At 69.7% G+C, this 23,602-nt stretch carries 21 protein-coding genes and 2 riboswitches; of the genes, 10 read left to right on the top strand and 11 right to left on the bottom strand.

Annotated features, from left to right (window positions below; translation table 11 throughout):
- Positions 1–52: 52 nt before the first annotated feature.
- Positions 53–697 carry a HEAT repeat domain-containing protein gene (locus tag ACFO0C_RS45635; protein WP_378073143.1) on the top strand — a complete coding sequence of 215 codons (645 nt, stop codon included), beginning with the start codon at positions 53–55 and terminating at the stop codon, positions 695–697.
- Here ACFO0C_RS45635 and ACFO0C_RS45630 read toward each other — a convergent pair.
- From ACFO0C_RS45630 to ACFO0C_RS45620, 3 genes are read right to left on the bottom strand one after another with little or no spacing between them, the layout of a single operon-like run.
- Positions 694–1,323 carry a 3-oxoacid CoA-transferase subunit B gene (locus ACFO0C_RS45630; protein ID WP_378073142.1) on the bottom strand — a complete coding sequence of 210 codons (630 nt, stop codon included), beginning with the start codon at positions 1,321–1,323 and terminating at the stop codon, positions 694–696. The two genes, ACFO0C_RS45635 and ACFO0C_RS45630, sit on opposite strands and share 4 nt — an antisense overlap.
- Positions 1,323–1,982, bottom strand: a complete 660-nt coding sequence (locus ACFO0C_RS45625; RefSeq protein ID WP_378073141.1) for a 3-oxoacid CoA-transferase subunit A — start codon at positions 1,980–1,982, stop codon at positions 1,323–1,325. Before ACFO0C_RS45625 ends, ACFO0C_RS45630 begins: the two co-directional genes overlap by 1 nt.
- Positions 1,979–3,157: a thiolase family protein gene (locus ACFO0C_RS45620; RefSeq protein WP_378073140.1), complete on the bottom strand. Its 1,179-nt coding sequence runs from the start codon at positions 3,155–3,157 to the stop codon at positions 1,979–1,981. The genes ACFO0C_RS45625 and ACFO0C_RS45620 overlap by 4 nt, the downstream gene beginning before the upstream one ends.
- A 78-nt stretch (positions 3,158–3,235) precedes the next feature.
- Between ACFO0C_RS45620 and ACFO0C_RS45615 the strand changes: the two genes are divergently transcribed.
- Positions 3,236–4,129 carry a LysR substrate-binding domain-containing protein gene (locus tag ACFO0C_RS45615; protein ID WP_378073139.1) on the top strand — a complete coding sequence of 298 codons (894 nt, stop codon included), beginning with the start codon at positions 3,236–3,238 and terminating at the stop codon, positions 4,127–4,129.
- 387 nt (positions 4,130–4,516) lie between these two features.
- On the opposite strand, the gene ACFO0C_RS45610 is transcribed toward ACFO0C_RS45615, so the two are convergent.
- Complete coding sequence (locus ACFO0C_RS45610; RefSeq protein ID WP_378073138.1) at positions 4,517–6,031, bottom strand: LLM class flavin-dependent oxidoreductase; 1,515 nt, start codon at positions 6,029–6,031, stop codon at positions 4,517–4,519.
- 86 nt (positions 6,032–6,117) lie between these two features.
- On the opposite strand from ACFO0C_RS45610, the gene ACFO0C_RS45605 reads away from it, so the two are divergent.
- Entirely contained in the window at positions 6,118–6,606 is a 489-nt protein-coding gene (locus ACFO0C_RS45605) for a MarR family winged helix-turn-helix transcriptional regulator (RefSeq protein WP_378073137.1), read from the top strand.
- A gap of 6 nt (positions 6,607–6,612) precedes the next feature.
- On the opposite strand, the gene ACFO0C_RS45600 is transcribed toward ACFO0C_RS45605, so the two are convergent.
- Both ACFO0C_RS45600 and gcvT read right to left on the bottom strand, forming a co-directional pair.
- A complete protein-coding gene (locus ACFO0C_RS45600; protein ID WP_378073136.1) occupies positions 6,613–7,911 on the bottom strand; it encodes an L-serine ammonia-lyase in 1,299 nt (432 codons plus the stop codon).
- A 3-nt stretch (positions 7,912–7,914) separates the two neighbouring features.
- Positions 7,915–8,967: a glycine cleavage system aminomethyltransferase GcvT gene (gene gcvT / locus ACFO0C_RS45595; RefSeq protein WP_378073135.1), complete on the bottom strand. Its 1,053-nt coding sequence runs from the start codon at positions 8,965–8,967 to the stop codon at positions 7,915–7,917.
- Positions 8,968–9,000: 33 nt separating this feature from the next.
- Positions 9,001–9,087, bottom strand: a riboswitch (glycine riboswitch).
- A 4-nt stretch (positions 9,088–9,091) separates the two neighbouring features.
- Positions 9,092–9,187, bottom strand: a riboswitch (glycine riboswitch).
- Between the two features lie 91 nt (positions 9,188–9,278).
- Here gcvT and ACFO0C_RS45590 point away from each other — a divergent pair.
- On the top strand, positions 9,279–12,395 hold the full coding sequence (locus ACFO0C_RS45590; protein ID WP_378073134.1) for a PAS domain S-box protein: 3,117 nt from the start codon (positions 9,279–9,281) through the stop codon (positions 12,393–12,395).
- Between the two features lie 395 nt (positions 12,396–12,790).
- Entirely contained in the window at positions 12,791–14,377 is a 1,587-nt protein-coding gene (locus ACFO0C_RS45585) for a diguanylate cyclase domain-containing protein (protein ID WP_378073133.1), read from the top strand.
- 3 nt (positions 14,378–14,380) lie between these two features.
- Here ACFO0C_RS45585 and ACFO0C_RS45580 read toward each other — a convergent pair whose 3' ends face one another.
- Positions 14,381–15,040, bottom strand: a complete 660-nt coding sequence (locus tag ACFO0C_RS45580; RefSeq protein WP_378073132.1) for a macro domain-containing protein — start codon at positions 15,038–15,040, stop codon at positions 14,381–14,383.
- 110 nt (positions 15,041–15,150) lie between these two features.
- Between ACFO0C_RS45580 and ACFO0C_RS45575 the strand changes: the two genes are divergently transcribed.
- Together ACFO0C_RS45575 and ACFO0C_RS45570 are read left to right on the top strand one after the other, a co-directional pair.
- On the top strand, positions 15,151–16,710 hold the full coding sequence (locus tag ACFO0C_RS45575; RefSeq protein WP_378073131.1) for an ADP-ribosyltransferase domain-containing protein: 1,560 nt from the start codon (positions 15,151–15,153) through the stop codon (positions 16,708–16,710).
- A 226-nt stretch (positions 16,711–16,936) separates the two neighbouring features.
- On the top strand, positions 16,937–18,073 hold the full coding sequence (locus tag ACFO0C_RS45570; RefSeq protein ID WP_378073165.1) for an ROK family protein: 1,137 nt from the start codon (positions 16,937–16,939) through the stop codon (positions 18,071–18,073).
- A 358-nt stretch (positions 18,074–18,431) separates the two neighbouring features.
- On the opposite strand, the gene ACFO0C_RS45565 is transcribed toward ACFO0C_RS45570, so the two are convergent.
- Genes ACFO0C_RS45565 through ACFO0C_RS45555 form a run of 3 tightly spaced genes read right to left on the bottom strand, consistent with a single transcriptional unit; the run spans position 18,432 to position 19,602 of the window.
- Positions 18,432–18,608 carry an SAM-dependent methyltransferase gene (locus ACFO0C_RS45565; RefSeq protein ID WP_378073130.1) on the bottom strand — a complete coding sequence of 59 codons (177 nt, stop codon included), beginning with the start codon at positions 18,606–18,608 and terminating at the stop codon, positions 18,432–18,434.
- Positions 18,609–18,622: 14 nt separating this feature from the next.
- Positions 18,623–19,258: an SAM-dependent methyltransferase gene (locus tag ACFO0C_RS45560; protein WP_378073129.1), complete on the bottom strand. Its 636-nt coding sequence runs from the start codon at positions 19,256–19,258 to the stop codon at positions 18,623–18,625.
- Complete coding sequence (locus ACFO0C_RS45555; protein WP_378073128.1) at positions 19,255–19,602, bottom strand: hypothetical protein; 348 nt, start codon at positions 19,600–19,602, stop codon at positions 19,255–19,257. The genes ACFO0C_RS45560 and ACFO0C_RS45555 overlap by 4 nt, the downstream gene beginning before the upstream one ends.
- Before the next feature lie 393 nt (positions 19,603–19,995).
- On the opposite strand from ACFO0C_RS45555, the gene ACFO0C_RS45550 reads away from it, so the two are divergent.
- The 3 genes from ACFO0C_RS45550 to ACFO0C_RS45540 are packed head-to-tail and all read left to right on the top strand — an operon-like array spanning position 19,996 to position 21,546.
- Entirely contained in the window at positions 19,996–20,199 is a 204-nt protein-coding gene (locus ACFO0C_RS45550) for a hypothetical protein (RefSeq protein WP_378073127.1), read from the top strand.
- Positions 20,199–20,717: a DUF6879 family protein gene (locus ACFO0C_RS45545; protein WP_378073126.1), complete on the top strand. Its 519-nt coding sequence runs from the start codon at positions 20,199–20,201 to the stop codon at positions 20,715–20,717. Before ACFO0C_RS45550 ends, ACFO0C_RS45545 begins: the two co-directional genes overlap by 1 nt.
- Positions 20,698–21,546, top strand: a complete 849-nt coding sequence (locus ACFO0C_RS45540; protein WP_378073125.1) for a helix-turn-helix domain-containing protein — start codon at positions 20,698–20,700, stop codon at positions 21,544–21,546. Before ACFO0C_RS45545 ends, ACFO0C_RS45540 begins: the two co-directional genes overlap by 20 nt.
- A 647-nt stretch (positions 21,547–22,193) precedes the next feature.
- Here ACFO0C_RS45540 and ACFO0C_RS45535 read toward each other — a convergent pair.
- On the bottom strand, positions 22,194–22,946 hold the full coding sequence (locus ACFO0C_RS45535; protein ID WP_378073124.1) for a hypothetical protein: 753 nt from the start codon (positions 22,944–22,946) through the stop codon (positions 22,194–22,196).
- Positions 22,947–23,602 lie beyond the last annotated feature (656 nt).

Genomic DNA, 23,602 nt, shown 5'->3' with positions numbered 1-23,602 from the left:
CCACCGTTCAAACCGGTTGCCTGCCGCATCCACGCCGGACACGATGACCGCCATGGAATCCGCTCCCAGCGAGGCCTTCGCCGAGGCGTTGCACACCCAGGACGAGGATCGGCGCTGGGAGCTGGTCCGGCACCTGCACCGCCACGGCGGCCGCGAAGCCCTCGAACTCGCCACCCGGTGGGCGGCCCATCCCGATCCCGCGCACCGGTGCCTGGCCGCCGACGTGCTCGCCCAGCTCGGGGTGGCACCGGGCCGGCCCGCCGCCGGCAGCCCGTTCCGGCAGGAGTCCCTGGCCGTGCTGCTGAGCATGGTGCGGGCCGAGACCGATCCGGACGTGCTCTACGCGATCACCGTCGGATTCGGGCACATCGGCGACGAGCGCGCCGTCGAACCTCTGATCAGGCTGCACAGGCACCCCGATGCCGACGTGCGGCACGGTGTGGCGTTCGGGCTGCTCGGCCGTCCGGAGCCGGCGGCCCTCGACACCCTCATCACGCTCTCCGCCGACGAGGACGCCGAGGTCCGCGACTGGGCCACGTTCGGCCTCGCCCGCCAGACCGACGCCGACTTCCCCCGGCTGCGCGACGCGCTCGCCGCCCGGCTCGACGACGAGGACCCCGACACCCGTGCCGAGGCGGTGCACGGGCTGGCCGCCCGCGGGGACGAGCGGGTGACGCGACAGGAGGACAGCGCCTAGAAGAGCAGCTTCACGTCGAGCTTGGCGGCCAGTTCGTCCGCCTCGATGCCGTAGGTCGCGGTCACCCGTACCCCCTCGGGTGTGATGTGGAATGTCGCGACCTCGGTGTAGATCCGGGTCACGCACGCCTTGCCGGTCAGAGGATAGGTGCAGGCCGGGACCAGTTTCGGCTCACCGGACTTGGTGAACAGCGTCATCATCACCCAGACCTGCTTGGCGCCGGCGGCCAGATCCATCGCCCCGCCGACCGCCGGGATCGCGTCCGCCGCGCCGGTGTGCCAGTTCGCCAGGTCGCCGCCGGCCGACACCTGGAACGCGCCCATCACGCACACGTCCAGGTGACCGCCGCGCATCATCGCGAAACTGTCGGCGTGGTGGAAGTAGGCGGCCCCCGGCAACTCGGTGACCGGCTGCTTCCCGGCGTTCGTCAGGTCCCAGTCGGCCTGCTCGTCCGGGACGACCTCGCCCATGCCGAGCATGCCGTTCTCGGTGTGCAGGATGACACCGCTGTCCGGGCTCAGATAGCGGGCGATCGACGTCGGCTGCCCGATGCCGAGATTCACATACGCGCCGTCCGGGATGTCACCGGCGACCAGCTCGGCCAGCTCGTTCTTACCGAGAGCCATCAGGCCACCTCCACCAGGCGGTTCACGTAGATCGACGGGGTCACGACCGACTCCGGGTCCAGCTCGCCGACCTCGACGATCCTCGACACCTGCGCGATCGTGACGGTGGCGGCGGTCGCCATCACCGGGCCGAAGTTGCGGGCCGTCTTGCGGTAGACCAGATTGCCCAGCCGGTCCGCCACATGGGCCCTGATCAGGGCGACGTCACCGCGGATCGGATACTCCAGGACATACTCCCGGCCGTCGATCACCCGCGTCTCGCGGCCCTCGGCGATCGGCGTGCCGACCCCGGTCGGGCAGTAGAACGCGCCGATCCCCGCGCCCGCGGCGCGCATCCGCTCGGCCAGGTTGCCCTGCGGCACCAGCTCCAACTCGATCTTCCCGGCCCGGTAGAGACCGTCGAAGACCCACGAATCGGCCTGCCGGGGGAAGGAGCAGACCATCTTGCGTACGCGACCCGCCGCCAGCAGCGCCGCCAGCCCGGTGTCACCGTTGCCGGCGTTGTTGCTGACGATCGTCAGATCGCCGGCGCCGTGCTCGATCAGCGCGTCGATCAGCTCGACCGGCATCCCGGCCATGCCGAACCCGCCGACCAGCACGGTGTCGCCGTCCCTGACCTCCTTGACCGCGGTCAGCGCGTCGACCGTCTGCGTCCTCATGCGTTCCCCGTGTTCTCCAGGACCACGGCCAGGGCCTGGCCGACACCGATACAGATCGCCGCGACACCCCAGCGCTGGTTGCGTTCGCGCAGCACGTGGGCGAGCGTGCCGAGGATCCGCGCCCCCGACGCCCCCAGCGGATGACCGATCGCGATCGCCCCGCCGCGGGTGTTCACGATCTCCGGATCGACACCCCACGCGTCCACGCACGCCAGCGACTGCACCGCGAACGCCTCGTTCAGCTCCACCGCGCCCACGTCCGACCAGCCGATCCCGGCCTGACGCAGCGCCTTCTCCGCCGCCTCCACCGGCGCGAACCCGAAGGCTTGCGGATCAACAGCGTGTGCGGCACGTCCGGCGATGCGCGCCAACGGATCCCCGAGTTGTACGGCCACCCGCTCCGAACCCAGCAGGACTGCCGCCGCACCGTCATTGAGCGGCGAGGCGTTACCGGCCGTGATCGTCCCGTCCTTGCGGAACGACGGTTTCAACCGGGCCAGCTTCTCGGGGCTGCTGTCCGGGCGGATCCCCTCGTCCCGGTCCAGATCGCCGGCCGGGATCACCAGGTCGGAGTAGAACCCGTCGTTCCACGCCCGGTCGGCCAGCACGTGCGACCGGGCGGCGAACGCGTCCTGCCGCTCGCGGGAGATGCCGTACTTGTCACCGAGCTGCTCGTTGCACTCACCCAGTGAGGCGGTCCACTCGGCCGGCATCTTCGGGTTCGTCAGCCGCCAGCCCAGCGTCGTCGAGACGGCCTCCATGTTGCCGGCCGGGAAGGCGCGCGACGGTTTCGGCAGCACCCACGGGGCCCGGGTCATCGACTCGACCCCACCGGCCACGACGATGTCGGCGTCACCGGAGGCGATCGCCCGGGAGCCGATGATCGCCGCGTCCAGGCTGGAACCGCAGAGCCGGTTCACGGTGGCCGCCGGAACCGAGGTCGGCAGGCCCGCGAGCAGCACCGCCATCCGGCCGACGTTGCGGTTGTCCTCGCCGGCGCCGTTGGCGTTACCCCAGTACACGTCGTCGATCCGGGCCGGATCCAGCCCGGGGGCCTTCGCGAGCAGCCCGGTCAGGGCGGTCGCGGCCAGATCGTCCGGGCGGACGTCGGCGAGCGCCCCGGCGTAACGGCCGAACGGGGTACGAACGGCGGCGTACACAAATGAGTCAGCCATGAGTCCCACGCTAGTAACCAGCTCTGATATTCAGAAATACCTGTTCTGCCAGAACTGAGACTCTGCAAGTATCAAACGATGGAGCTGCGTCACCTGCGCTACTTCCTGGCCGTCGCCGAGGAGCGTCAGTTCGGTCGTGCGGCCGCCCGCCTGCACATGGCGCAGCCGCCGCTGTCCCAGCAGATCCGTCAGCTGGAGAGCGAGTTGGGCGTACAACTGCTCAACCGCAACACCCGCCGCGTCGAGCTGACCGAGGCCGGCGCCGCCTATCTCGACCGGGTCCGCGCCGTCCTGTCGGCCGTCGACGACGCCGGCGAGGTCGCCCGCCGGGTCGCCGCGGGCCTCCAGGGCCGGCTGTCGGTCGGCTGCGTCGGGTCGGCCACCTACAGCCTGCTGCCCGCCGTCGCCCGCCGGCTGCGGGAGGAACTGCCCGGCGTCGAGGTCGCGTTCCGCGGCGAGATGCTCGGCGCCCAGCAGGTCGCCGCACTCCAGCGCCGCGACATCGACGTGGCCCTGCTCCGCCCGCCCGTCGACGACCCCGGCATCACCGTCCGCACGTTGCGCAGCGACGCCCTGATCGTGGCCCTGCCCGACGGCCACCCGCTGACCACCCGCACCCGCCTCGACGTCACCGACCTGCGCGACGAGGACTTCGTCATCCACGCCGAACGCGACTCCGCCATGTACGGCGCGGTCCGCCGCCTGTGCGACCGCGCAGGCTTCGAACCCCGCATCCGCCACGAGGTGGTCGAGACGTCCACCCTGGTCACCTTCGTCGCCGCCGACCTGGGCCTGGCCATCGTCCCGGAGCCGGTCGCGCAGCTCGGCGTCCCGGGAGCCACCTATCGTCCGCTGACCGACCCGACAGCCCGGATAGACCTGGCCCTCGCGGTCCGGGCCGGCGAGGACTCCCCGGTGATAGCCCAGGCCACCCGGGTCCTCACCCAGCTGGCCGGCCCGGCGGTCGCCTGACTCCAGCGGCGACCGGCTCACGGCGTGGTGCCGGAGCGATGGTGGGCCTGGGACGAGCCTGGCCGTGATCGCGGCGGCCGGTCAGGGGATGTTCCCCCCACCCCGCCGGCCGGCGACTGCCGCGAGCGCCCCGAGCAGCGGTCAGTCCGACGCGCGCGCAGCGGGGTGCGCCACTGGTCTCCGGAGGGTTCCGCCGGTCCAAGGCTACCGGCGGCCACCTCGTGTGGTGACAACACGACCAGTGACGTCGTCGTCCGGATCTGCGGACGCGTGATCACCCCGTGCGGCACGGCCGGGCTCGTCCCGGCTCAGTCATTTCAGCGTGGGCGCCCGGCCGGGGGCCACCCGTCGACCGGCGGGACCGCCCCCGCCTGATGGCGGGGGCGGCTACCGCATGCCCAGGCGGGACAGGGGCTCGATCAGTTCGCGTTCCTCGTAGGCCAGATGCGACAGCAGAGTGTCGCTGAGCAGGTTGACCGCCTCACGCAGGGCGGCGATGCCGCCGGGCGCGGAGACCAGGGCGACCAGGGCCTTGTCGACTCCCTCCAGGACCTCGTGGATCACGTGGTGCTCCTGTTCGAGGCGGTCGACAACGGGTGCCAGGCGGGGGTCGGCGTCGCGCAGGTGCGGGAAGAGCGAACGGTCCTCGATGGTGTGGTGGGTGGTGACGACGCGGCAGTACGACTCGCAGTAGGTGCCCAGCGTCCAGTTGTTCTGCCGCATGGTCATCGTGTTGATGTGCGAGCGGGCCGTGCCGACGTCGATGGTGCCGGCCTCGACCTGGTCGATCAGGTCGTGGATCTGGGCCAGCTCGCCGCGCAGGCCGTCGTGGACCTGGATCAGGTGTCGTCCGGTGGCCAGGTCGTGGGCCGTGTAGGTGCGATCCGGGTCCGGTGCCGGGCCGGTCGGGCGGGTCTGCTCGTCCCAGACCACGGTGCCGCTGCGTCGTACCCCATCGTCGGTGGTGGGTTTGATCGTGAACGGTGACCGGCCGGCGACGGTGACCGGCTCGGGCGGGGCGGGGGCCGGACGCGAGCCGGAACGCTCCGCGGCGACCGCCTCGCGGACCGCGGGGACCACCTCGGCGGCGAACCGGCGCAGCTCGTCGGGGTCGTCGGTGGCCAGGATGAACGTGCTGACGCCGTCGGTCACGGCGAGTTCGGTGAGCTGCTCGGCCCACCGCGCGGCCGGGATGTCGAAGCGGCCGCCGATGTTGAGCAGGCGCCGGATGTCGGCGGGCCTGCGGCCGGCGGCGAGCGCCGCATCGTCGATGATCTTGTTACCGGCGGCGAGGTCGCCGTCCTTGAGGTAGGCGAGCGACGGCAGCCATCCGTCGGCGCGGCGGCCGGTCAGGGCCAGCATGCGCGGCTTGTAGGCGCCGAGCCAGATGCCGACGTCGTGAGCCGGCGCGGGCCCGCGTTTGGCGCCGACGACCCGGTGGAACTCGCCGTCGACGCGGACCACGCCGCGGGCCCCGGTGTCCCAGAGCTGGCGGATGACGTCGATGCCCTCCTCCAGGGCCTGCACGGCCTGGCCCGGGGTGAGCCGCGGCGAGCCCATCGCCTCGATCGCTTCCCAGAACGCGCCCGAGCCGAGGCCCAGCTCGATGCGGCCGCCGCTGAGCAGATCAAGGGCCGCGACGCTGCGGGCCAGGACGGCGGGCGGGCGCAGCGGGAGGTTGGTGACATTCGCCGCAAGGCGGACCTTCGTCGTACGGGCGGCGGCGTAACTGAGCAGAGTCCAGGTGTCGAGGAAGCCGGGCTGGTAAGGATGGTCCTGGAAGGTGACCAGGTCCAGGCCGGTCTGCTCGGTGAGCGCGGCTAGCGCGACGACGCCGGTGGGGTCGGCGGCGGCCGGGGTGATGAAGGACCCGAACTCGAGTGGGTGGCCGTAGTCGGACATGCCGCAACTGTGACGCGGAAAAGATGTTCTGTCAAACAGAACATTTGGTTTGCAGAACTTCTGTGAAGTTGAGCTAGGGTGGTCGTGTGACGACGCCCCTCGAAGGTGATCTCGGCTGGATGCTGGGAGTGGTGTTCCGTGCCTACGCCAAGGCCGCCGACCACGCCCTCGGCGATCTGCCCGGCGGGCCACGCGGCTATCAGGTGCTCGCCGCCGCCATCGGCGAGCCGGCCCGCAACCAGGGCGCGATCGGCGCCGACCTGGGCATCGACCGGACCATCCTGACCTACCTGATCGACGACCTGGAGAAGGCGGAGCTGGTCGCCCGGCGTCCCGACCCGGCCGACCGCCGCAGCCGGCTCGTGGTCGCGACCACCAAGGGCCGCGAGACCTGGCAGTCCCGGCGGGAGGCACTGCGCCACGTCGAGGCGCACGTGCTCGGCGCGCTGCCGGCCGCCGACGCCGAGTCCTTCCGGGGCATGCTGCAGGCCGTCGCGTGCAGCGCTCAGGCCCGCGACCCGCTGACCGACCTCTGCGAGGCGGTCACCGAGGCGCGGGGAGAGAAGCGGCGCTGACCCCGGTCAACACTCGATGACGTTGACGGCCAGCCCGCCGCGCGACGTCTCCTTGTACTTGATCTTCATGTCGGCGCCGGTCTCCTTCATGGTCTTGATGACCTTGTCGAGGGAGACGTGGTGGCGGCCGTCGCCGCGCAGGGCCATCTTCGCGGCGGTGACGGCTTTGACGGCGGCCATGCCGTTGCGTTCGATGCAGGGGATCTGGACCAGGCCGCCGACCGGGTCACAGGTGAGGCCGAGGTTGTGTTCCATGCCGATCTCGGCGGCGTTCTCCACCTGCTCGGGGGTGCCGCCGAGGACCTCGGCCAGCCCGGCCGCAGCCATCGCGCACGCCGAACCGACCTCGCCCTGACAGCCGACCTCGGCACCGGAGATGCTCGCGTTCTCCTTGAACAACAGGCCGATCGCGGCCGCCGTCAACAGGAACCGGACCACCCCGTCCGGCGAGGCGCCGGGCACGAAGTCCAGGTAGTAGCGCAGCACCGCGGGAATGATGCCGGCCGCGCCGTTGGTGGGGGCGGTGACGATCCGCCCGCCCGACGCGTTCTGCTCGTTGACCGCCATCGCGTAGACGGTCAGCCACTCCATGGCGTGCGCGGCCGGATCACCCGCGGCACGCAGCTGACGGGCCGTCGCCCCGGCCCGGCGGCGCACCTTCAACCCGCCCGGGAGCACACCCTCGGCATCCAGACCCGCGTCGATGCAGTCGTTCATCACCCGCCAGATGTTCAACAGACCGGCGTGCACCTCTGCCTCGGTCCGCCGGCCGGTCTCGTTGGCCAGCATCAGACGCGACACCGACAGGCCGGTCGCCCGGGTCAGCGACAACAGGTCGGCGCCGGAGGAGAAGGGGTACGTGACGGGCGCGTGCTCCGGGCGTACCCCCGAGGTCGTCTCATCGATCACGAACCCGCCGCCGACCGAGAAATAGGTCTTGGCCAGCAACTCGGTGCCGTCCGCGCGCAGCGCGGCGAAGCGCATGCCGTTGGGATGCCCCGGCAGCGCGCGACGCCGGTGCAGCACCAGGTCGACCTCGAAACCGGTCGCGCCGGCGGACGGCTCCAGCGAGGTGTCGACCGTCTCCGGATCCTCACCCTGCAAGCCCAGCAGCACCGCGCGCGGAGTGCCGTGGCCGTGACCGGTCGCGCCGAGCGAACCGAACAACTCGGCCCGTACCGTCGCCACCTCACCGAGCGTGGCCAGGTGGGCGGTGAACAGCCGCGCGGCACGCATCGGACCCACCGTGTGCGAGCTGGACGGGCCGATCCCGATCGAGAACAGGTCGAAGACGGAGACCGTCACGGCTCAGCCCTGCCTGCGGTAGAAGGGCAGCGCGACGACCTCGGCTTCCTCACGGGTGCCACGGATGTCGACGAGCACCCTGGTCCCGGGCGTGACACGGTCGGCCGGAAGGTAGGCCATGGCGATCGGGTGACCGAGCGTCGGCGACGGCGCGCCACTGGTCACCTCACCGATCCGGTCGCCGGTGGCCGGATCGAGGATCGCGTGACCGGCCCGCGGCGAACGGCGGCCCGACGTGACCAGGCCCGCCAGCAGGTGCCCGGGCTCGGCGGTGCGCAGCGCGGCGGCGCCGACGAAGTCCGGCTTGTCGAGGGCCACGACACGGCCCAGACCGGCGTGGAACGGGGTGGTGTGCAGCGTCAGCTCGTGGCCGTACAGCGGCATCCCGGCCTCCAGACGCAGGGTGTCCCGGCAGGCCAGACCGCACGGGACGGCACCGTTGCCGGCGGCCCACTCCCAGACGGCCTCGGCGTCCTCGTTCGCGCAGTAGATCTCGAAACCGTCCTCACCGGTGTAACCGGTCCGGGCCAGCAGCACGTCCCGCCCGGCCAGACGCTCCGCCTTGATGCCGTAGTAGCGCAGATCCGGATGCGCACCGACCACCCCGACGGCCTCCGGGCCCTGCACGGCGATCAGTGACCGGTTCACATCAGTGATCGTCACCGTGTAGCCGCCGGAGTGCTCGCCGAGCATCGCCCGCACCACCGCCGCGTTGGACGCGTTCGCCACGACCAGGAACCGGTCCTCGCCGAGCCGGTAGACGACCAGGTCGTCGAGGACCCCGCCGGTGGTGTGGCACAGCATCGTGTACTTCGCCCGGCCCACCGCGACCTTCGACAGCCGGCCGACCAGGGCGTGGTCGAGGAACGCCGCCGCCTCCCGGCCGGTCACCTCGATCTGACCCATGTGACCGAGATCGAACAGTCCGGCACCCTTGCGGACGGTGTGGTGCTCGCCGATGTCGCTGCCGTAACGCAGCGGCATGGACCAGCCGGCGAAACCGGTCATGGCGGCGCCGAGACGCTGGTGGACGGCGTGCAGTGCGGTATGACGCAACGGAGGCTCCTTGTCGGGGTCGGGCCTCCCTCGCTCTGTCATCTCTGCCTGAGAGGTTCACCGCCGGAAGGCGGCTTGCACCGTGGGCGCAGCCCCGTGAAAAGAGCTGACTTTCCAGAGTCGCCTGACCGTCGCGGTACTGGGGCCTGAGAGATTCTGAGGGAGAAGTTGCTCCTTCGGCGCCCTCACTGAGCTGCGAGGACTCTCCCGCGGCGGCGTCGCGGCAATATTCGTCTGTAGGTGGAGAAGCGTTCGGCAAACCCTACCGCACAGCGCTCAATTGGCCTCCGCCGCTGACGATTGGCCCTGTGATGAACAGCATCGCAATGGCCGACGACGCCCGGCTCGACGCCCCGGCCTCTCCGGTTCTCGAGCAGATCATCTCGCTGGCCACCCGCCTCACCGGTGGGCGGGCGTCACTGGCGATGCTGCTCACCGCCGCACGGGAGTTCTCCGTGATCGCCGGCGACGAGGCGGACCTCCAGACCGAACACTGCCTCCAGGTGGCCGAGACCGGAGCACCCCTGGTGGTGCCGGGCACCTACCTCGGCGTACCGCTGCGCTCACCCGACGGCCTGACCGCCGGAGTCCTGTGCGTCGTCGACGACCAGCCGCACGAGTGGACCGACACCGACGTCACCGTGCTGGAAGGCCTGGCCGTCGCGGCCGCCGGGGAGATCGCCGCACGGACGGCAGTCGCCGACGCGGCCCGCAGCGCCGAACGCGTCCGGCAGATCCTCGACAGCACCCTGGACGCCTTCGTCGCCGCCGACGCCGACGGCCAGGTCACCACCTGGAACCAGTCCGCCGAGCGGATGTTCGGCTGGAGCGAACTCGACGCGCTCGGCCGCCCGATCGACGAACTCGTCATCGTGCCCGACCAGCGTGCTGGCTTCCGCCGCTGGTTCGACGAGGTGGGTCGGGACACCGGAGGCGGGCAGCGGGCCGAGTTCCGTGCCGTGCACCGGGGCGGCCGGCAGTTCCCGATCGAGCTGTCGTCGACCGCCATGGGTGCGTTCATCCGCGACATCACCGCCCGCCAGCACAGCGAACGGCTGCGGCGCCTCGAATACGCCGTCGCGGGGGCTCTCGCCGCGGCACAGAACGTCGAACAGGCCACCGACTCGGTGCTGGCCGCCGTGGGGGAGGGGCTGCGCTGGCCGTACGTCGAATACTGGCACCTGGACAACGGCCGGGCCAAACGCCTGGTCCGGCTGGCCGCCTGGTCCCGTGACGTCGCCATGACCGAGCCGATGCGCGCCGTCCGGGAGGTCACCCGTGGCCGCGGCGTGATCGGGCAGGTGTGGGAGACCGCGGCCGTGTGCTGGTCCACCGACCTGTCGGCGTCCGACGGGCCACGGGTCGTCGCGGCCAAGGCCGCGGGGCTGCAGAGCGTGGTGGCCGTACCGGTCCGCAACGGTGTCGAGGTCGTCGGGGTCCTCGCCGTCTACGACCGGCGCCTCACCGAGGCCGACCCCGAGGTGATGGCCGCCCTCGACACCGTCGCCGCGCACATCGGCCAGTACGTCCACCGGCGTCGTGCCCTCGACCTGGAACTCGAACTCAGCCGGGCCCAGCGGGGCTTCGACCAGATCGTCGCCAACCTCAGCGACTTCCTGTGGACCGTCCGGATCTCCTCCGACGACACCGTCCGGATGGTCTACGCCAGCCCCAACAACACCGGCATCTTCGGCGGACCCGCCCCGTCCGGCGGCGACCTGGGCAACGCGATGGCCGCCATGATGCACCCCGGCGACCGGGAGGCGTTCCTCGCCTTCCGGCACACCCTGACCACCGGGCAGGCCGCCGAGACCGTCTGCCGGCTCATCGGCGGCGACGGCGTGACCCGCTGGGTGTGGACGCGGGGAGTGCCCCGCCGGGAGAACGGAGTCCTCTTCGTCGACGGCGTGTGCAGCGACGTCACCGAACGCCACCGCGACAACGCGCGACTGCGCCAGCAGGCCGAACTGCTCGACCTGGCACCCACCGCCGTCATCGTGCGCGACCTCACCGGAAAGGTCACCTACTGGAACCGGGGCGCCGAGAGCGTCTACGGCTGGAAACCCGACGCCGTGATCGGCTGCAACCTGCACCGGCTGCTCGACACCCGCTTCTCCGTGCTGCGCACCCTCGTCGAGGACGCGCTCGCCGACGTCGGCCGCTGGCACGGCGAACTCGACCACCTGCGCAGCGACGGCAACCGCATCATCGTGCTCTCCTACCAGAGCGTCCAATACGACGAGGACGGCAAACCGCTGGCGATCCTCGAGGTCAACGTCGACGTCACCGCCCGCAAGGAAGCCGAACGACGGCTCGCCGACAGCGAGGAACGACTGCGCACCCAGTTCTCCCTCGCCACCGTCGGCCAGGCCACCATCCGGCTCGACGGGCGGTTCCAGCACGTCAACCCGGCACTCGCCGACATCCTCGGACGGCCCGTCGCCCAGCTCGAAGAACTCACCCTCGACGACATCACCCACCCCGACGACCGGCCCGCCAACCACCGGGCCGCGGCCATCCTGTTCACCGAGAACCTGCCGGCCGGCCGCCACCTGCGGCTGCTGCACGCCGACGGGCGGATCGTCGACGCCGAAGTCGGCATGTCCCTGGTCCGCGACGTCGACGGGCAGCCGGCCAGCTTCATCGCCGTCGTCCAGGACGTCACCGCGCGCCTGGCCGCCGAACGCGAACGCGACGCCGCCGCCGCACTCCTGAGCGTCCGCAACGACGAACTCCAGGACACCAACGGGCGGCTCGCCGAAGCCAACGCGCTCAAACTCGACCTGATGGGCATGCTGTCCCACGAGATCGGCACCCCGCTCAACACCATCGGCGGCTATGCCGAGATGCTGCTCTCCGACACCGGCCAGCTCGTGCCGTCACACCGCAAGGCCCTCGAGGTCATCGCCCGGTCCACCCGACGCCTCAACCTGCTGCGCGCCGAGATCCTCACCATGTGCACCATCGACGCCGGTCAGCTCCATGCCGAACCGGAACCGGTGGAACTCGCCGCCGCCCTGCACGATGTGCTGGCCGGGCTGCACATCACCACCGAGGTGACCTGTCCGGGGGATCTGGTGGTGCTCGTGCATCCCAGCCATCTCCAGCAGATCGTCACCAACTTCTGCACCAACGCCGACAAGTACGGGGGAGGCGTCACCGCCATCACGGTGGAACTGCAGGACGGGAAAGCTCTGATCAGCGTCCACGACGGTGGGCCGGGGATTCCCGAGCAACTGCGGCCCTATCTGTTCGATCGGTTCACCCGGGCCACCGGGGCTGACGTCACCATTCAGGGGACCGGGCTCGGGTTGTACATCGTCAAAGGGCTCGCGGAGGCCAACGACGGTACGGTCGGGCATCTCCCCGGGCATCCGTCCGGCAGCATCTTCACGCTGAGCCTGCCGGTCACCGTCATGCCGGCCTGAGGTCCTGCCACATCCACCGCTCCTATCTCCTGCTTCCCCTGTCTCCTGCCTCTTCTGCTTGGCCGCCTCCGCCTCCGCCTCCGCCTCCGCCTCCGCCTCCGCTTCCGCTTCCGCTTCCGCTTCCGCCTCGGCTTCGGCTTCGGCTTCGGCTTCGGCTTCGGCTTCGGCTTCGGCTTCGGCTTCGGCTTCCGCTTCCGCTTCGGCTTCCGCCTTGCTTCTGTGCTGTTTCTGTTCCTTCTGGTCCTGTTCCTTCTGCTTCCTCTGTTTCTTCTGCCGCTCGCTTTCTTGCTTCGGCGGCATTCTCAAGATGGCCGTCTCTGGCTTTCTCAAGATGGCCGTTCTGCGGCCGATCAAAGTCTGGCCGGAACGTCGTCGCGACACGGACAGGAGCCCCCATGCCGGTCCTACCCGTGGCCGTCATCACGCTGACCGGCGTGCTCAGCGCCGTCTTCGTCGTGCCGTGGGGCAGCACGGCGGCCCTCGCGGTCATCTGCTGGCTGACCATCGCGATCTTCGCCTCACTGATGACCTGGTATGCCCATCGCGCCACCCGGCTCATGCCCGACCCCACCCCGGAACGCCGGTTCTGGAAGGTCTTCGTCGTCGCCGGAACGATGTTCAGCATCGCCGACTGGATCCAGGTCGCCACCACACTCGCCGACCCGAACTCGATCACCGCGCTCACCGGCACCGGCATCGCCCGGACCGTGGCCCTCGGCTGTGGTGGCGCCGCCGTGATCGGTGTGATGGCGACCTTCCCGCTACCGCACCGCTCCGCCCGGGAACGACTCTGTTACCACCTCGACCTGGCCACCGTCGTCACCGCTGTCGGCTCCTTCGGCCTCTACTGGGCGGTGACCGGCTCGTTCGCCGCCGGCCACGTGGTCGGAGTCGCCGCCGGACCGGTGGTCGCGATGCTCGTGGCCTTCGCCGTCGGCCGCGTGTACCTCAGCGGTGCCACCCCGTTCCGCTGGCACATCGGAGTGATGGGCCCGGCGGCCGCCGCACTGGAAGCCCTGGCCCGCGCACTCGGCCCGGAGATGGCCCGCACCGGACGTCCCGGACCGGTCTTCGCCCTCAGCCTGGGATGTCACGCCCTCCTGCTCATCTCGGCCTGGCTCCAGCACCGCCGCTACCTGTCCGGACAGGCCGCGCCAACGGCACCACGCCGACGCCCCTACAGCCTCATGCCCTACCTCGCGCTCGCCGGGATCTACCTCCTCCTGATCACCACCCTGCTGGTCGGCGGACTCGACCTGCGGGCCTGGATCGCCCAGGTCGGCGCGGTCCTGTGCACCGGCATCGTGGTGGCCCGCCAGCTCACCGCCTTCATCGACAACGCCCAGCTGCTCGCCGAACGCGACAGCCTCACCCAGCGGCTGCACGCCATGGCCTTCACCGACAGTCTCACCGGCCTGGCCAACCGTGCCCGATTCCTCGACCGGGTCGGCGAGACACTGGCCGGCGGCGGCCCGGCCGGGGTGCTGCTCATCGACCTCGACGACTTCAAACCGGTCAACGACCTCCATGGACACGCCGCCGGCGACGCCGTCCTGATGGAGGCGGCCAGCCGGCTCGAAGCCTGTGTCGGCCCCGCCGGACTGGTCGCCCGGCTCGGTGGCGATGAATTCGCCGTCCTGCTCGACCGGCCGCCACCCGACGGTTTCACCGGCGTGGCGCAACGGATCGTCACGACGCTCGGCGCGCCCTGCAGGCTGCCCGGCGGCGGCACCGCCACCGTCCGGGCAAGCGTGGGGCTGGCGATCGCCGAGGCCGCACACCTGCCCAACGGCGCCTCGCACCTGCCCAACGGCGCCTCGCACCTGCCTGGCGACGCCGCCCATTCGTTCGATGCGGCCTCCCATCTGCCCGGCGGTGCGGCACGTTCACTCAACGACGCCTCGCTCCTGCTCAAGCGGGCCGACCAGGCGATGTATCAGGCGAAGAACCGGGGCAAGGGCGCTTTCGCGGTCGCCGCCTGACGGTCAGCGCCGCCGCTGGGGTGGCGTGATCCGCACCCGCTCCTGCGCCGGCCGGGCCTCGATGTCACCGAGTTGATCGCTGATCGTGGTGCGCAGCTCGGCCCAGTCGTCGAACGCGTGCTCCTGGAACAGCGTGTAACCCGCCCACATCAGGTTGGCGCACACCTGCGGTGGCACCTTGCCGGTCGCCGCGCCCATCCCGACCAGCGCCACCGACGTGATGCTGCCGGGCTGCCGCGCATTCTGCCGGTGGATCGCCTGGAACGCCGCCGAACAGGCCAGCGCCACGTTGAGCGTCTCCCGCACGTTCTCGGCGACCTCGTGCATCGTCGGCGTGGAGATCACGAATTTCGGAAAGGCCGCACCGGCCGGCACACAGACCGCGGCGCCGACCGGCAGACTCCCACCGAACTCCTCCTGGATCGCCCGCTGCACCCGCAACTGGATGCCGGGCCCGAGGTGCCGCTTGATCACGCCGTCGACGCCACCGGTCATCGCCCCATACGAATTGGTGGGACTGACCCACGCGTCGACCCGCTGGGACAGGATCGAGCCCTTCGTGATCTCGACTCCAGGGGTGTCGGCGAACGCCGAGCGCCAAGCCTCGACGACCCGGGCGTTGACGTCGGTGAGAACCACTTCGAGCTGCGGAAGATCGGTCACTGTGCACTCCATTGCCGAGGGAAGGCGGCGACCATATCGCGGGGGTCCGACAAAAAATCCGGCCCGGGACGGGTGCCATGATTCGGCGCACCAGACCGAGGGGAGCCCCGATGACCGACGCCAACGATCCGCTGTCACTCACCGAGCTGTTCGCCGGCGGCGGTGAGCCCTGGCTGCCGCTGCTCAAGCCGGTCATCGAGGCACAGCCCGGCGCCGAGACGTTCATCGGCCCCGGCCGCAGCCCACAGACCGTCCCCGTGCGGGAGCTGACCTTCCAGGCACTCAAGCCGAACCCGCCGCACAAGTGGAAGGTCGTCGTCTTCGGGCAGAACCCTTATCCCCGCCCGGAGAGTGCCACCGGCATCGCCATGTTCGACAACACCTTCCACGACTGGTCCGACAGCCAGTTCGGCCGGGTGGTCAGCATCCGCTGCATCATCAAGGCCGCCGCCATGTGGAAATACGGGATCCCCAAGAAGACCCCGATCGCCGACATCCGCGCGCTGCTGAAGAAGAACGACACCGTGCAGCCGCCGGAGTGGTTCCAGGCCATGCTCACCCAGGGTGTGCTGCTGCTCAACGCGGCCCTCACCGCCAGCGCGGACGGCGCCCGCGCCACCGATCAGCACACCGCGTTCTGGCGGCCCACCGTCGAGACGATCGCCGAGCAGATCCTCGCGGCCAAACAGCAGGCCGAGCCGGAGGACCGCGGAGTCGTCTTCGCCTGGTGGGGCGCACACGCCCGGTCGCTCAAGAGCGTCGTCCAGCGGCTGGAGCGCAAGTATCCCGACGTCGAGGTCCGGCACATCGACCATCCGAACCCGGCGGCACAGGGCGACATCTTCTGCGACAACGAGCACTTCACGGTGGTCAACGACGCACTGGCGTCACTCGGCCAGAGCCCGATCGACTGGCTGCCCAGCCGCGGGTGGAATGCCGGCGGCGAGCACGCCGAGCGGATGGGTGCGTTCATCGCCTCCACGATGGAGCTGCACCAGCTCTATCTGGAGCGGCTCGCCAGCGTCAAGGACGAGGGCCTCGCCCTGCCCGCGATCAGCGGCGTCTTCGACACCCCGCTCCAGGATTTCCGTACCGCCGTCGCCCCGGTGGCGAAACTGCTCAGCGGCCTGGATTGGGATGTGGCCCGTTCACACGAGTTCGGCGAGGGCCGAGTCGCCGGCGAGCTGAGCGCCGACGAGATCGCCGCGCTCTACCTCTACACCTGCGAGTCCGCGTTCTACCGGCAGATCAACGCGACGCTGCGACACCCTGACCGGTCGCGCCTGGAGCCGTATCTTCCGTATCTGCGTCTGCTCTTCTCGGCCGTCGGCCGCCTCCCGGTCCGCACCGAGCCGTTGTGGCGGGGTGTCAACCTCGACCTGCGTGCGCAATACCCGCTGGGCCGGACCGTGACCTGGTGGGGCGTCTCCTCCTGCACGTCCAAACTCAGCGTTGCGCAGGGTTTCCTCGGCGGCCGAGGCAAACGAACCCTTTTCGAGGTCCACCCGAAGCGCGCCGTCGGCATCAAGGCGTTCTCCGCGTTCACCGGCGAGGAGGAGTTCATTCTCACGCCCGGCACGCAGCTGGAGGTGACCGCGGTCAAGGCCGAGCGTGGCGGCCTCTGCACCGTCCACCTCACCGAGTCGGAGGAGCAGCCGATGATCGCCTGACCCCGACCCCGCCGGCGTCCGGGTTGGTGATCGAGTTCCTGGCCCAGTTGGCTGGGTGATCGCGTTCCCGGGCGCGGCTGGGTGGGTGATCGCGTTCCCGGGCGCGGGCGGGTGAGTGTGAGAGAGTTGAGGGCCCGACCGCGCCACCCGCAAGGACACACCCGCAGTGAGCAGACACCGTGCGAGCCTGGGCACGCTGTTGCGTCACGTGCACCTCAATGGGCCGATGTCGCGTGCCGCCCTGGCCGAGCGGATGGGTGTCAACCGCAGCACGATCCTCGCGCTGACCAGCGAGCTCGCTGCGGTGGGCCTGGTCCGTGAGGAGAGCCCCGAGGCTGCACTCGGCGCCGGTCGGCCGTCGTTCGTGGTGCGGCCGGAGACCGACCGGGTGTTTGTGCTCGCATTCGACGTGGCGGTGGACAGGCTGGTCGTGGCCCGGGTCGGCCTGGGCGGCACGGTCCTGGACCGGCGGGAGACGACCCGGCCACGCACCGGCGTCGACCTCGACACCGTGGTCACCGGCCTGGCCGAACTCGGGCGCGAACTGTATGACGCCGCGCCGCCGGGCACCGTCTGCGCGGGAGTCGGGGCGTCCTACTGCGGGATGATCCGGCCGGGCGACGGCATGGTGCGTTACGGTCCGGAGCTCGGCTGGGTCGACCAGGCCTTCGGGACCGAGCTGGAGTCGGCGCTGGGGATCGGCCTGCCGGTCGCCGTGGGTAACGAGGCACATCTGGGCGCGCACGCCGAGTTCGCCCGGGGTGCCGGGATCGGTTCACCCGACCTGATCTACCTGCACGGCGACGTCGGGGTCGGTGGCGGCATCCTGGTCGGCGGCCGTTTGCTGGGCGGCGAGAGCGGCTACGGCTGCGAGGTCGGCCACATGCTGGTCAACCCACACGACGGTCGCGAGTGCCTGTGCGGTTCGCGGGGTTGCCTGGAAGCCGAGACGGGGGAGTACGCCCTGTTGGAAGCGGTCGGCCGGGCCGGCGAGTTCGGCCGGGAAGCGGTCCGTTCCGTGGTGCGCGCGGCTGCCGAGGGCGAGCCGACCGCAGCGGCAGCGGTCGCCGCGATCGGTGACTGGCTCGGCATCGGGGTCGCCAACCTGATCAACCTGTTCAACCCGGGCGTGGTCGTGTTCGGCGGCACGTTGCGCGAGCTCTACGCGGTCGCCGCGCCGCAGGTAGGCGCCCGCATCAGGCAACACGGCATGCCGGTGTCCCGCGAACGGGCCCGCCTGCTGCCCTCCGGCCTCGGCGACGACGCCACCTTGATCGGCGCCGCCGAAAAGGGCTTCGCCGCCCTGCTGAACAACCCGTTGACCCAGATAGCCCGCACGCGCTCGGCCCAGACCACGTGCTGACCGCCACCGCGACCTGCCTCCACGCAGTTTGTCGCAAATGTGGCCGCTCTTCGCGCTTTTGCGGAAGTCGGCACTGGCCAGAGCGGCCACGTCGACCTGCATGCCTTCGCGTCATCAGCATTGCTGTTTTTCCCTTACCGGCGGGCGTGTCTCGCCCAGTCGACGACTCTCTCCCACAGATGCGGCTCGTCGAGCACCAGGGACGCGGACTCCAACTCCGAAGCCATGCGCCAGAGGAGTTGAAGCCGGTCCGGTGTGGTGGTGATCAGGCGTTGACGTACTCGTTCGCACGGCCACGGATCGAGGCAGGCTCGGCAGCCGTAGGTGCTCCGGCTCGGCTGGTGCTCTGTGTCGGCGCTCACGGCAGTCGCCCGACGGTGGCGTAACACATCGAGGGTGGTGGCTCGCCGAACCGCATCGGATCGGGTCTCCACAGTTCAGCCCGGACCAGTCCCGGCTTGAGGAGGTCGAGACCGTCCAGGAAGCGGGCCACCTCGTGATGGCTGCGAGGCCGCAAGGGTCCGTAGCCGGTCATCGAAGCGAGCCGGGCTAGGAGTCGTCGTCGCCGTGGCTGAGTTGGTCGGTGGTGAGGTGTGACAGCACGATGTGGCTTCCTGGCGGGAGTGCGCGTACCAGGTGCTTGACGGCCTGGTGTGGCTCGTCGGTGTCGGGTAGGTCGTGCAGCACTGCGGAAGGCAGCAGGCCGATGGGCCGATCGAGGTCGAGGGTGTCGTGGACGATCGGGCTGTTCAGGATCGTGTCGGGGTCGCGTAGGTCGGCGGGCAGGAACTCCCAGCGGCCCTCGGGGGTGCTCTCCGCGAGCAGCGCGCGGGTATGCACCGCCACCAGCGGCTCGCGGTCGACGTACACCGTGCGTGCATGGATGTTGATCTTTTGTGCGGTCTCGTGGGTGGTTTCCAGGGCGGGGAAGCCGGAGCCAATGTCGAGGAACTGATCGATGCCGTCGGAGGCGAGCAGGCGGACCGCGCGATGGGCGAACCAGCGCGTTGTCCGTGGCGTGTTCGCCAGGTTCGGAAACGCCGCCACCAGGGCGTCGCCTGCGGCGCGGTCAACGGCGAAGTTGTCCTTGCCGCCGCCCAGGTAGTCCCAGACCCGCGCCGAGGCCGGCTGTCTCCAGAAGTCCTCCGGCGCGGCTACCGGGGCTGGCGGCTTCCCGCTGTTCATGACGCTTTCTCCGGCGGCCTTGCCGGGACCAGCCGGACCTCGATGCGCTCGCGTTCCTCGTCGACGCTGCCATGGGTGCCTTTGCAGGTCCGGCACAGCGACCGGGCGGCGTCGGCTGGCCTGTCTTGCGACGGTGCGTACAGATGGTCGGCGTCGTCACCCTCCTCCACTATCACGAACGGCGCCACCGTCGTCATGGCCAGCCGGAAGCAGGAGCAGTCCACGTGGTGTGGCCGGTCGTCGCGGGCCACGTCATGGTGGCGGGCGGTGCCGTTGCCACCGAGAGTCGGGCACTGCGGGATGTGGAAGACCGCGATCGGCGGATAGTGGCGAAGGTTGGTCACGGTCGACCCTCCGGCGCCGGCAGGGCAAGGAAGGCATTGACGGGACGTGACTCGGGATCAAGCTGGCCCTCACGCGCCACGACAGCGATGATGCGCGCGGCTTCGTTGGCCTCGTTGGAGAGAGGGCAGGGCCAAGGCTCGCGGCAGTTGGCGCAGCGCCGTGCCGTCCACCACCATCGCTTCGCGTGGCGCTCTCTCACTCGTAGTCCCATTGTCGCCTCCACGTGCTGGACAACCGGGGGTCAACCACCGGCCAGGATTTGCCCCGGCGTCCGAAAATTACGGAGTCAACAAGATCATCGTCTATGAATTTGCAGAAATTTGCAGATTGACCTAGTGAATTCGATCCGCAACCATGGGTCACGGCAGATGCGGAACCTTAAAGGAGGCAGGATGAAACTCGAGTTCATCGCCAAGGATCCCGGCTCAGAACCGTCAGGCTCGCCGACGCTCTACCGCACCGACCGTGGCTCCTGGGCCGTGCAGGGTTGGGTGGTGACCGACCCGGATGCGCTCACTGCCATGGGCATCCCGGAAGGCGAATCCTGCGTTGAGATCCCCGACCGCCTGGTGCCGTTCTTCCAGTCTCAGCCGTGATGCGGATCGCCACATACGAAGACCTCAACGGCCTCTGCCGTGGCATCCGGAAGTCTTTCGTGCACCTGGAGACGCGCGACGCCTATGGCACGGAAGTAGAGCTGCCGCACATGGCGAAGTGGGCTCGAGGCGAGCCAGATGACTACGCCTGGCTGGGTTGGTGGCTCGACATGCTGCGCAGTCACCGGGCAGCCGGCCGAACATGCCGCCGTGCCAGGATCGTGTCCGAGCCGCTGAGCACCTACCAACAGTGGACCCGGAGCCATGTCGGTCTCTTCACCGAGGCCGGTGAGGAGATCAGGTACGTCAGCCGGCCCCGGCTCGTCGATGTCCTACTGCCCGGAAGTGGCGACTTCTACGTGTTCGACGACAAGACTGCCCTGTTCCTTCACTATGCGGGCACCGGCATGAACGCTTCATTCGAGATCACTGAGGATCCTCGGACCGTTCAAACTTGCATCACGGCGTTCGAGAACGTTTGGGACCTGACGAAACCTGATGACAACCGATCCGAATAGTTCTGTTCAACAGGCACGCAAGGAACTTGGTGCGCGCCTACGGAACCTGCGGAAGGCGGCCGGCCTCACCGGGAAGGAGCTGGCCGCCGCCACAGGGCAGCACTTCACCCGTATCAGCCGCATCGAGAACGGCGGCCAGCCCCCGACCGAGCTCAACATCCGGGCTTGGTGCGTCACCTGCGGTGCCGAGGACGAACTTCCGGACCTGCTGGCCACGGCCCAGTCGATCGAATCCGCCTATCTGGAATGGTCACGGCAGGCGAGGGCCGGCAGGCGGCGCCTGGGTGACCTGCATTCCATCGCCACCTATCAGGCCACTACGACGTTCCGGATCCATGAGCCGCTCGTCATGCCCGGTATCTTCCAGACCGAGGCCTACATCAGGCAGATGCTCAGATTCTGGTACGACTTCCTCGACTCGCCGGACGACTCGGACGCGACCGTGACGATGAAAGCGGAGCGGACCGCAGTCGCGCTGACGCCGGCCAAACGGATCGTCGCCGTACTCGGCGAGCAGGTGCTGCACACCCGCCGCGGCTCCACGGCAGAGCATGCCGATCAGCTCCGTCACCTCCTGGCGTTGATGAGACTGCCGTTCGTGTCGGTAGGCATCATCCCCGCGGACACACAGCGGTTCGCGATCGCCACGGTGGGATTCTGGATCTTCGACCAGAACGCGGTTGCTCTCGAAACGCCGACTGCGGCCATCAAGGTCACGCGACCGCAGGAGATCGGCAGGTATGTGGCGATGTTCGAGAGGTTGCGTACCGAGGCGATCTACGGCCAGGAAGCGCGCCACTTGATCACCTCGGTCCTCGCAAATCTGTGATCCAGCCCGGCTGTCGAGCACCTTGACGTGCGTCCGCCATGCGCCGCTTGACTGCCCGCTCCACGGATTGGAGCAGCGCACCGTCGGCGGCCACTTGAGGACGTCAGAAAGCTCTTCATCCCTGGACGGCTTCCGCGTATTCCGAGCATCAACGCTCCGCGTGGTCTTCGCCTCATTCCGGCGCTGTCACACCGTACGCGGCTCGGCTCGTTTTCGGCGACACACAGCTCACCCAAAGGTCGGCCGCCATCATTCTTCGCGGCAGCTTTCGAAGCCTGGCCTTGCCCCGTCGGGCAACCACACAAGGAGATCAGTCTGTTGCGCCGCAACGTGTACACCATCCTGCTAGCCGGCATGTTCCTGGTGGGCGGGACCGCTGCTGCCGTACCGGTTCTCGCCAGCAGTTTCGCACCGGCGCCCGCCAGCCCGTCGGCCACGCCCACGAGCTCGTGGCCGACCCCACCCGTCACGTCGAGTCCGGAACCGCCGGTGGCTTGCACCACGGCGCCGAGTCTCCGGCCGAGCGAGGACGCCGGGACGGGCACCCCCACGGCTAGGGGCAGAAGGCCGCGCACGTCGCCGCCGACGCCGACTCCACCCACCTCACCGTCGCCCAGTCCGTCTGCGGTGCCCAGCTCGTCGTCGCCCTATTCCGGCCCGCCGACCAGCCCTCCGTCGAGCACCTGGCCGTGTCCGCCGACGCCCAGTTCGCCGCCGGAGACCTGCAACACCACACCGGGCTCCGGCAGCGTCACCACGCCTGCCTCGGAATCGCCTAGCACTGAGCCGACACCGGCACCCAGCAGTACCGTCGCGGCGCTGCGTGGAACGTACAGCCCTCGGCCGCGGCCGTCGGTGACGACCACTCCGGCGTCGGGACCGCCCATTACTTGGCCCAGTTCCGAGCCGCCGACCAGCCCTCCGTCGAGTACCTGGCCGTGTCCGCCGACGCCCAGCTCGCCGCCGGAGACCTGCAACACCACACCGGGCTCCGGCAGCGTCACCACGCCTGCCTCGGAATCGCCTAGCGCCGAGCCGACACCGGCACCCAGCAGTACCGTCGCGGCGCTGCGTGGAACGTACAGCCCTCGGCCCCGGCCGTCGGTGACGACCACTCCGGCGTCGGGACCGCCCACTACATGGCCCAGTAGCGAGCCGCCGACCAGCCCTCCGCCGAGCACCTCGCCGTGCTCGCCGACGCCCAGCTCGCCGGTCATCTGTGACGGCACTCCCGTTCCCGGAACCGTCACGTCGCCCGCCTCGGAACCGTCCGCCACGACCACAGCGGCACTTCGTGGAACGTACAGCCCCCGCCCACAGCTGTCCGTGACGCCGCCGCCGTCCAGCACGCCGTCACCCAGCAGCAGCTCTCCCGGGTGCGTGGACTGACCTCCGCACACTTTCGAAAGGCCGAGGGCCGTACCTGCACGGCACTCTGTTCGCGAATCCGCCCCGTCGCCAACGGCGACGGGGCGGACGAGGCTGACGTCTCCGCACCCGGTTGCCTCCGGCGACCGGGCAGGGACCGACCGCAAGGTCCACCATGACTCAGACCCGGATGCTTGCGCGTTGTTCGAGCGTCCTCGGCAGCCCCGCGAATCGCAGACACCATCTTGGCGCCCGGCTCCGGGGTTGGCGCTGTGGTAGATCTACGACCATGACCGAGGCCCCACTCGTGGCGCATCCGCCATGTCCTGCATGTGACGGCACCCGCGTCGAAGTAGGCGTGCGTACCGACGCAGACCGCCAGGAAGTCAAGCTATGGAGGAAGACGCGGCGAGGCTGGGGCATTCGAGATGTGACGACTGTCCGAGCGCTTGCCTGCGCCGGGTGCGGCCTCGTCACGTTTCACGTGGCAGACCTTGCGAGTCTTCAGGCCGAGCAGGCCAAACACCCGGAGCTGTTTAAGTGGGATCACTAGTCTATGACCAGCGTCCAGGGCCTCAATGGTGCGGAGCATCTGATCGCGGCATGAGAGTAGCTACGCCTCGCCGTACGAATGACCGACCGAGGATCTAGCTGCTCAAGCGACCCTCGGCGGTGTCGACCAAGAAGC

The sequence above is a fragment of the Actinoplanes subglobosus genome (genome assembly GCF_042650585.1).
Taxonomy (GTDB): Bacteria; Actinomycetota; Actinomycetes; order Mycobacteriales; family Micromonosporaceae; genus Actinoplanes; species Actinoplanes subglobosus.
Note: the sequence above shows the minus strand (reverse complement) of the source record. Positions and strands in the feature narration are given on the sequence as shown.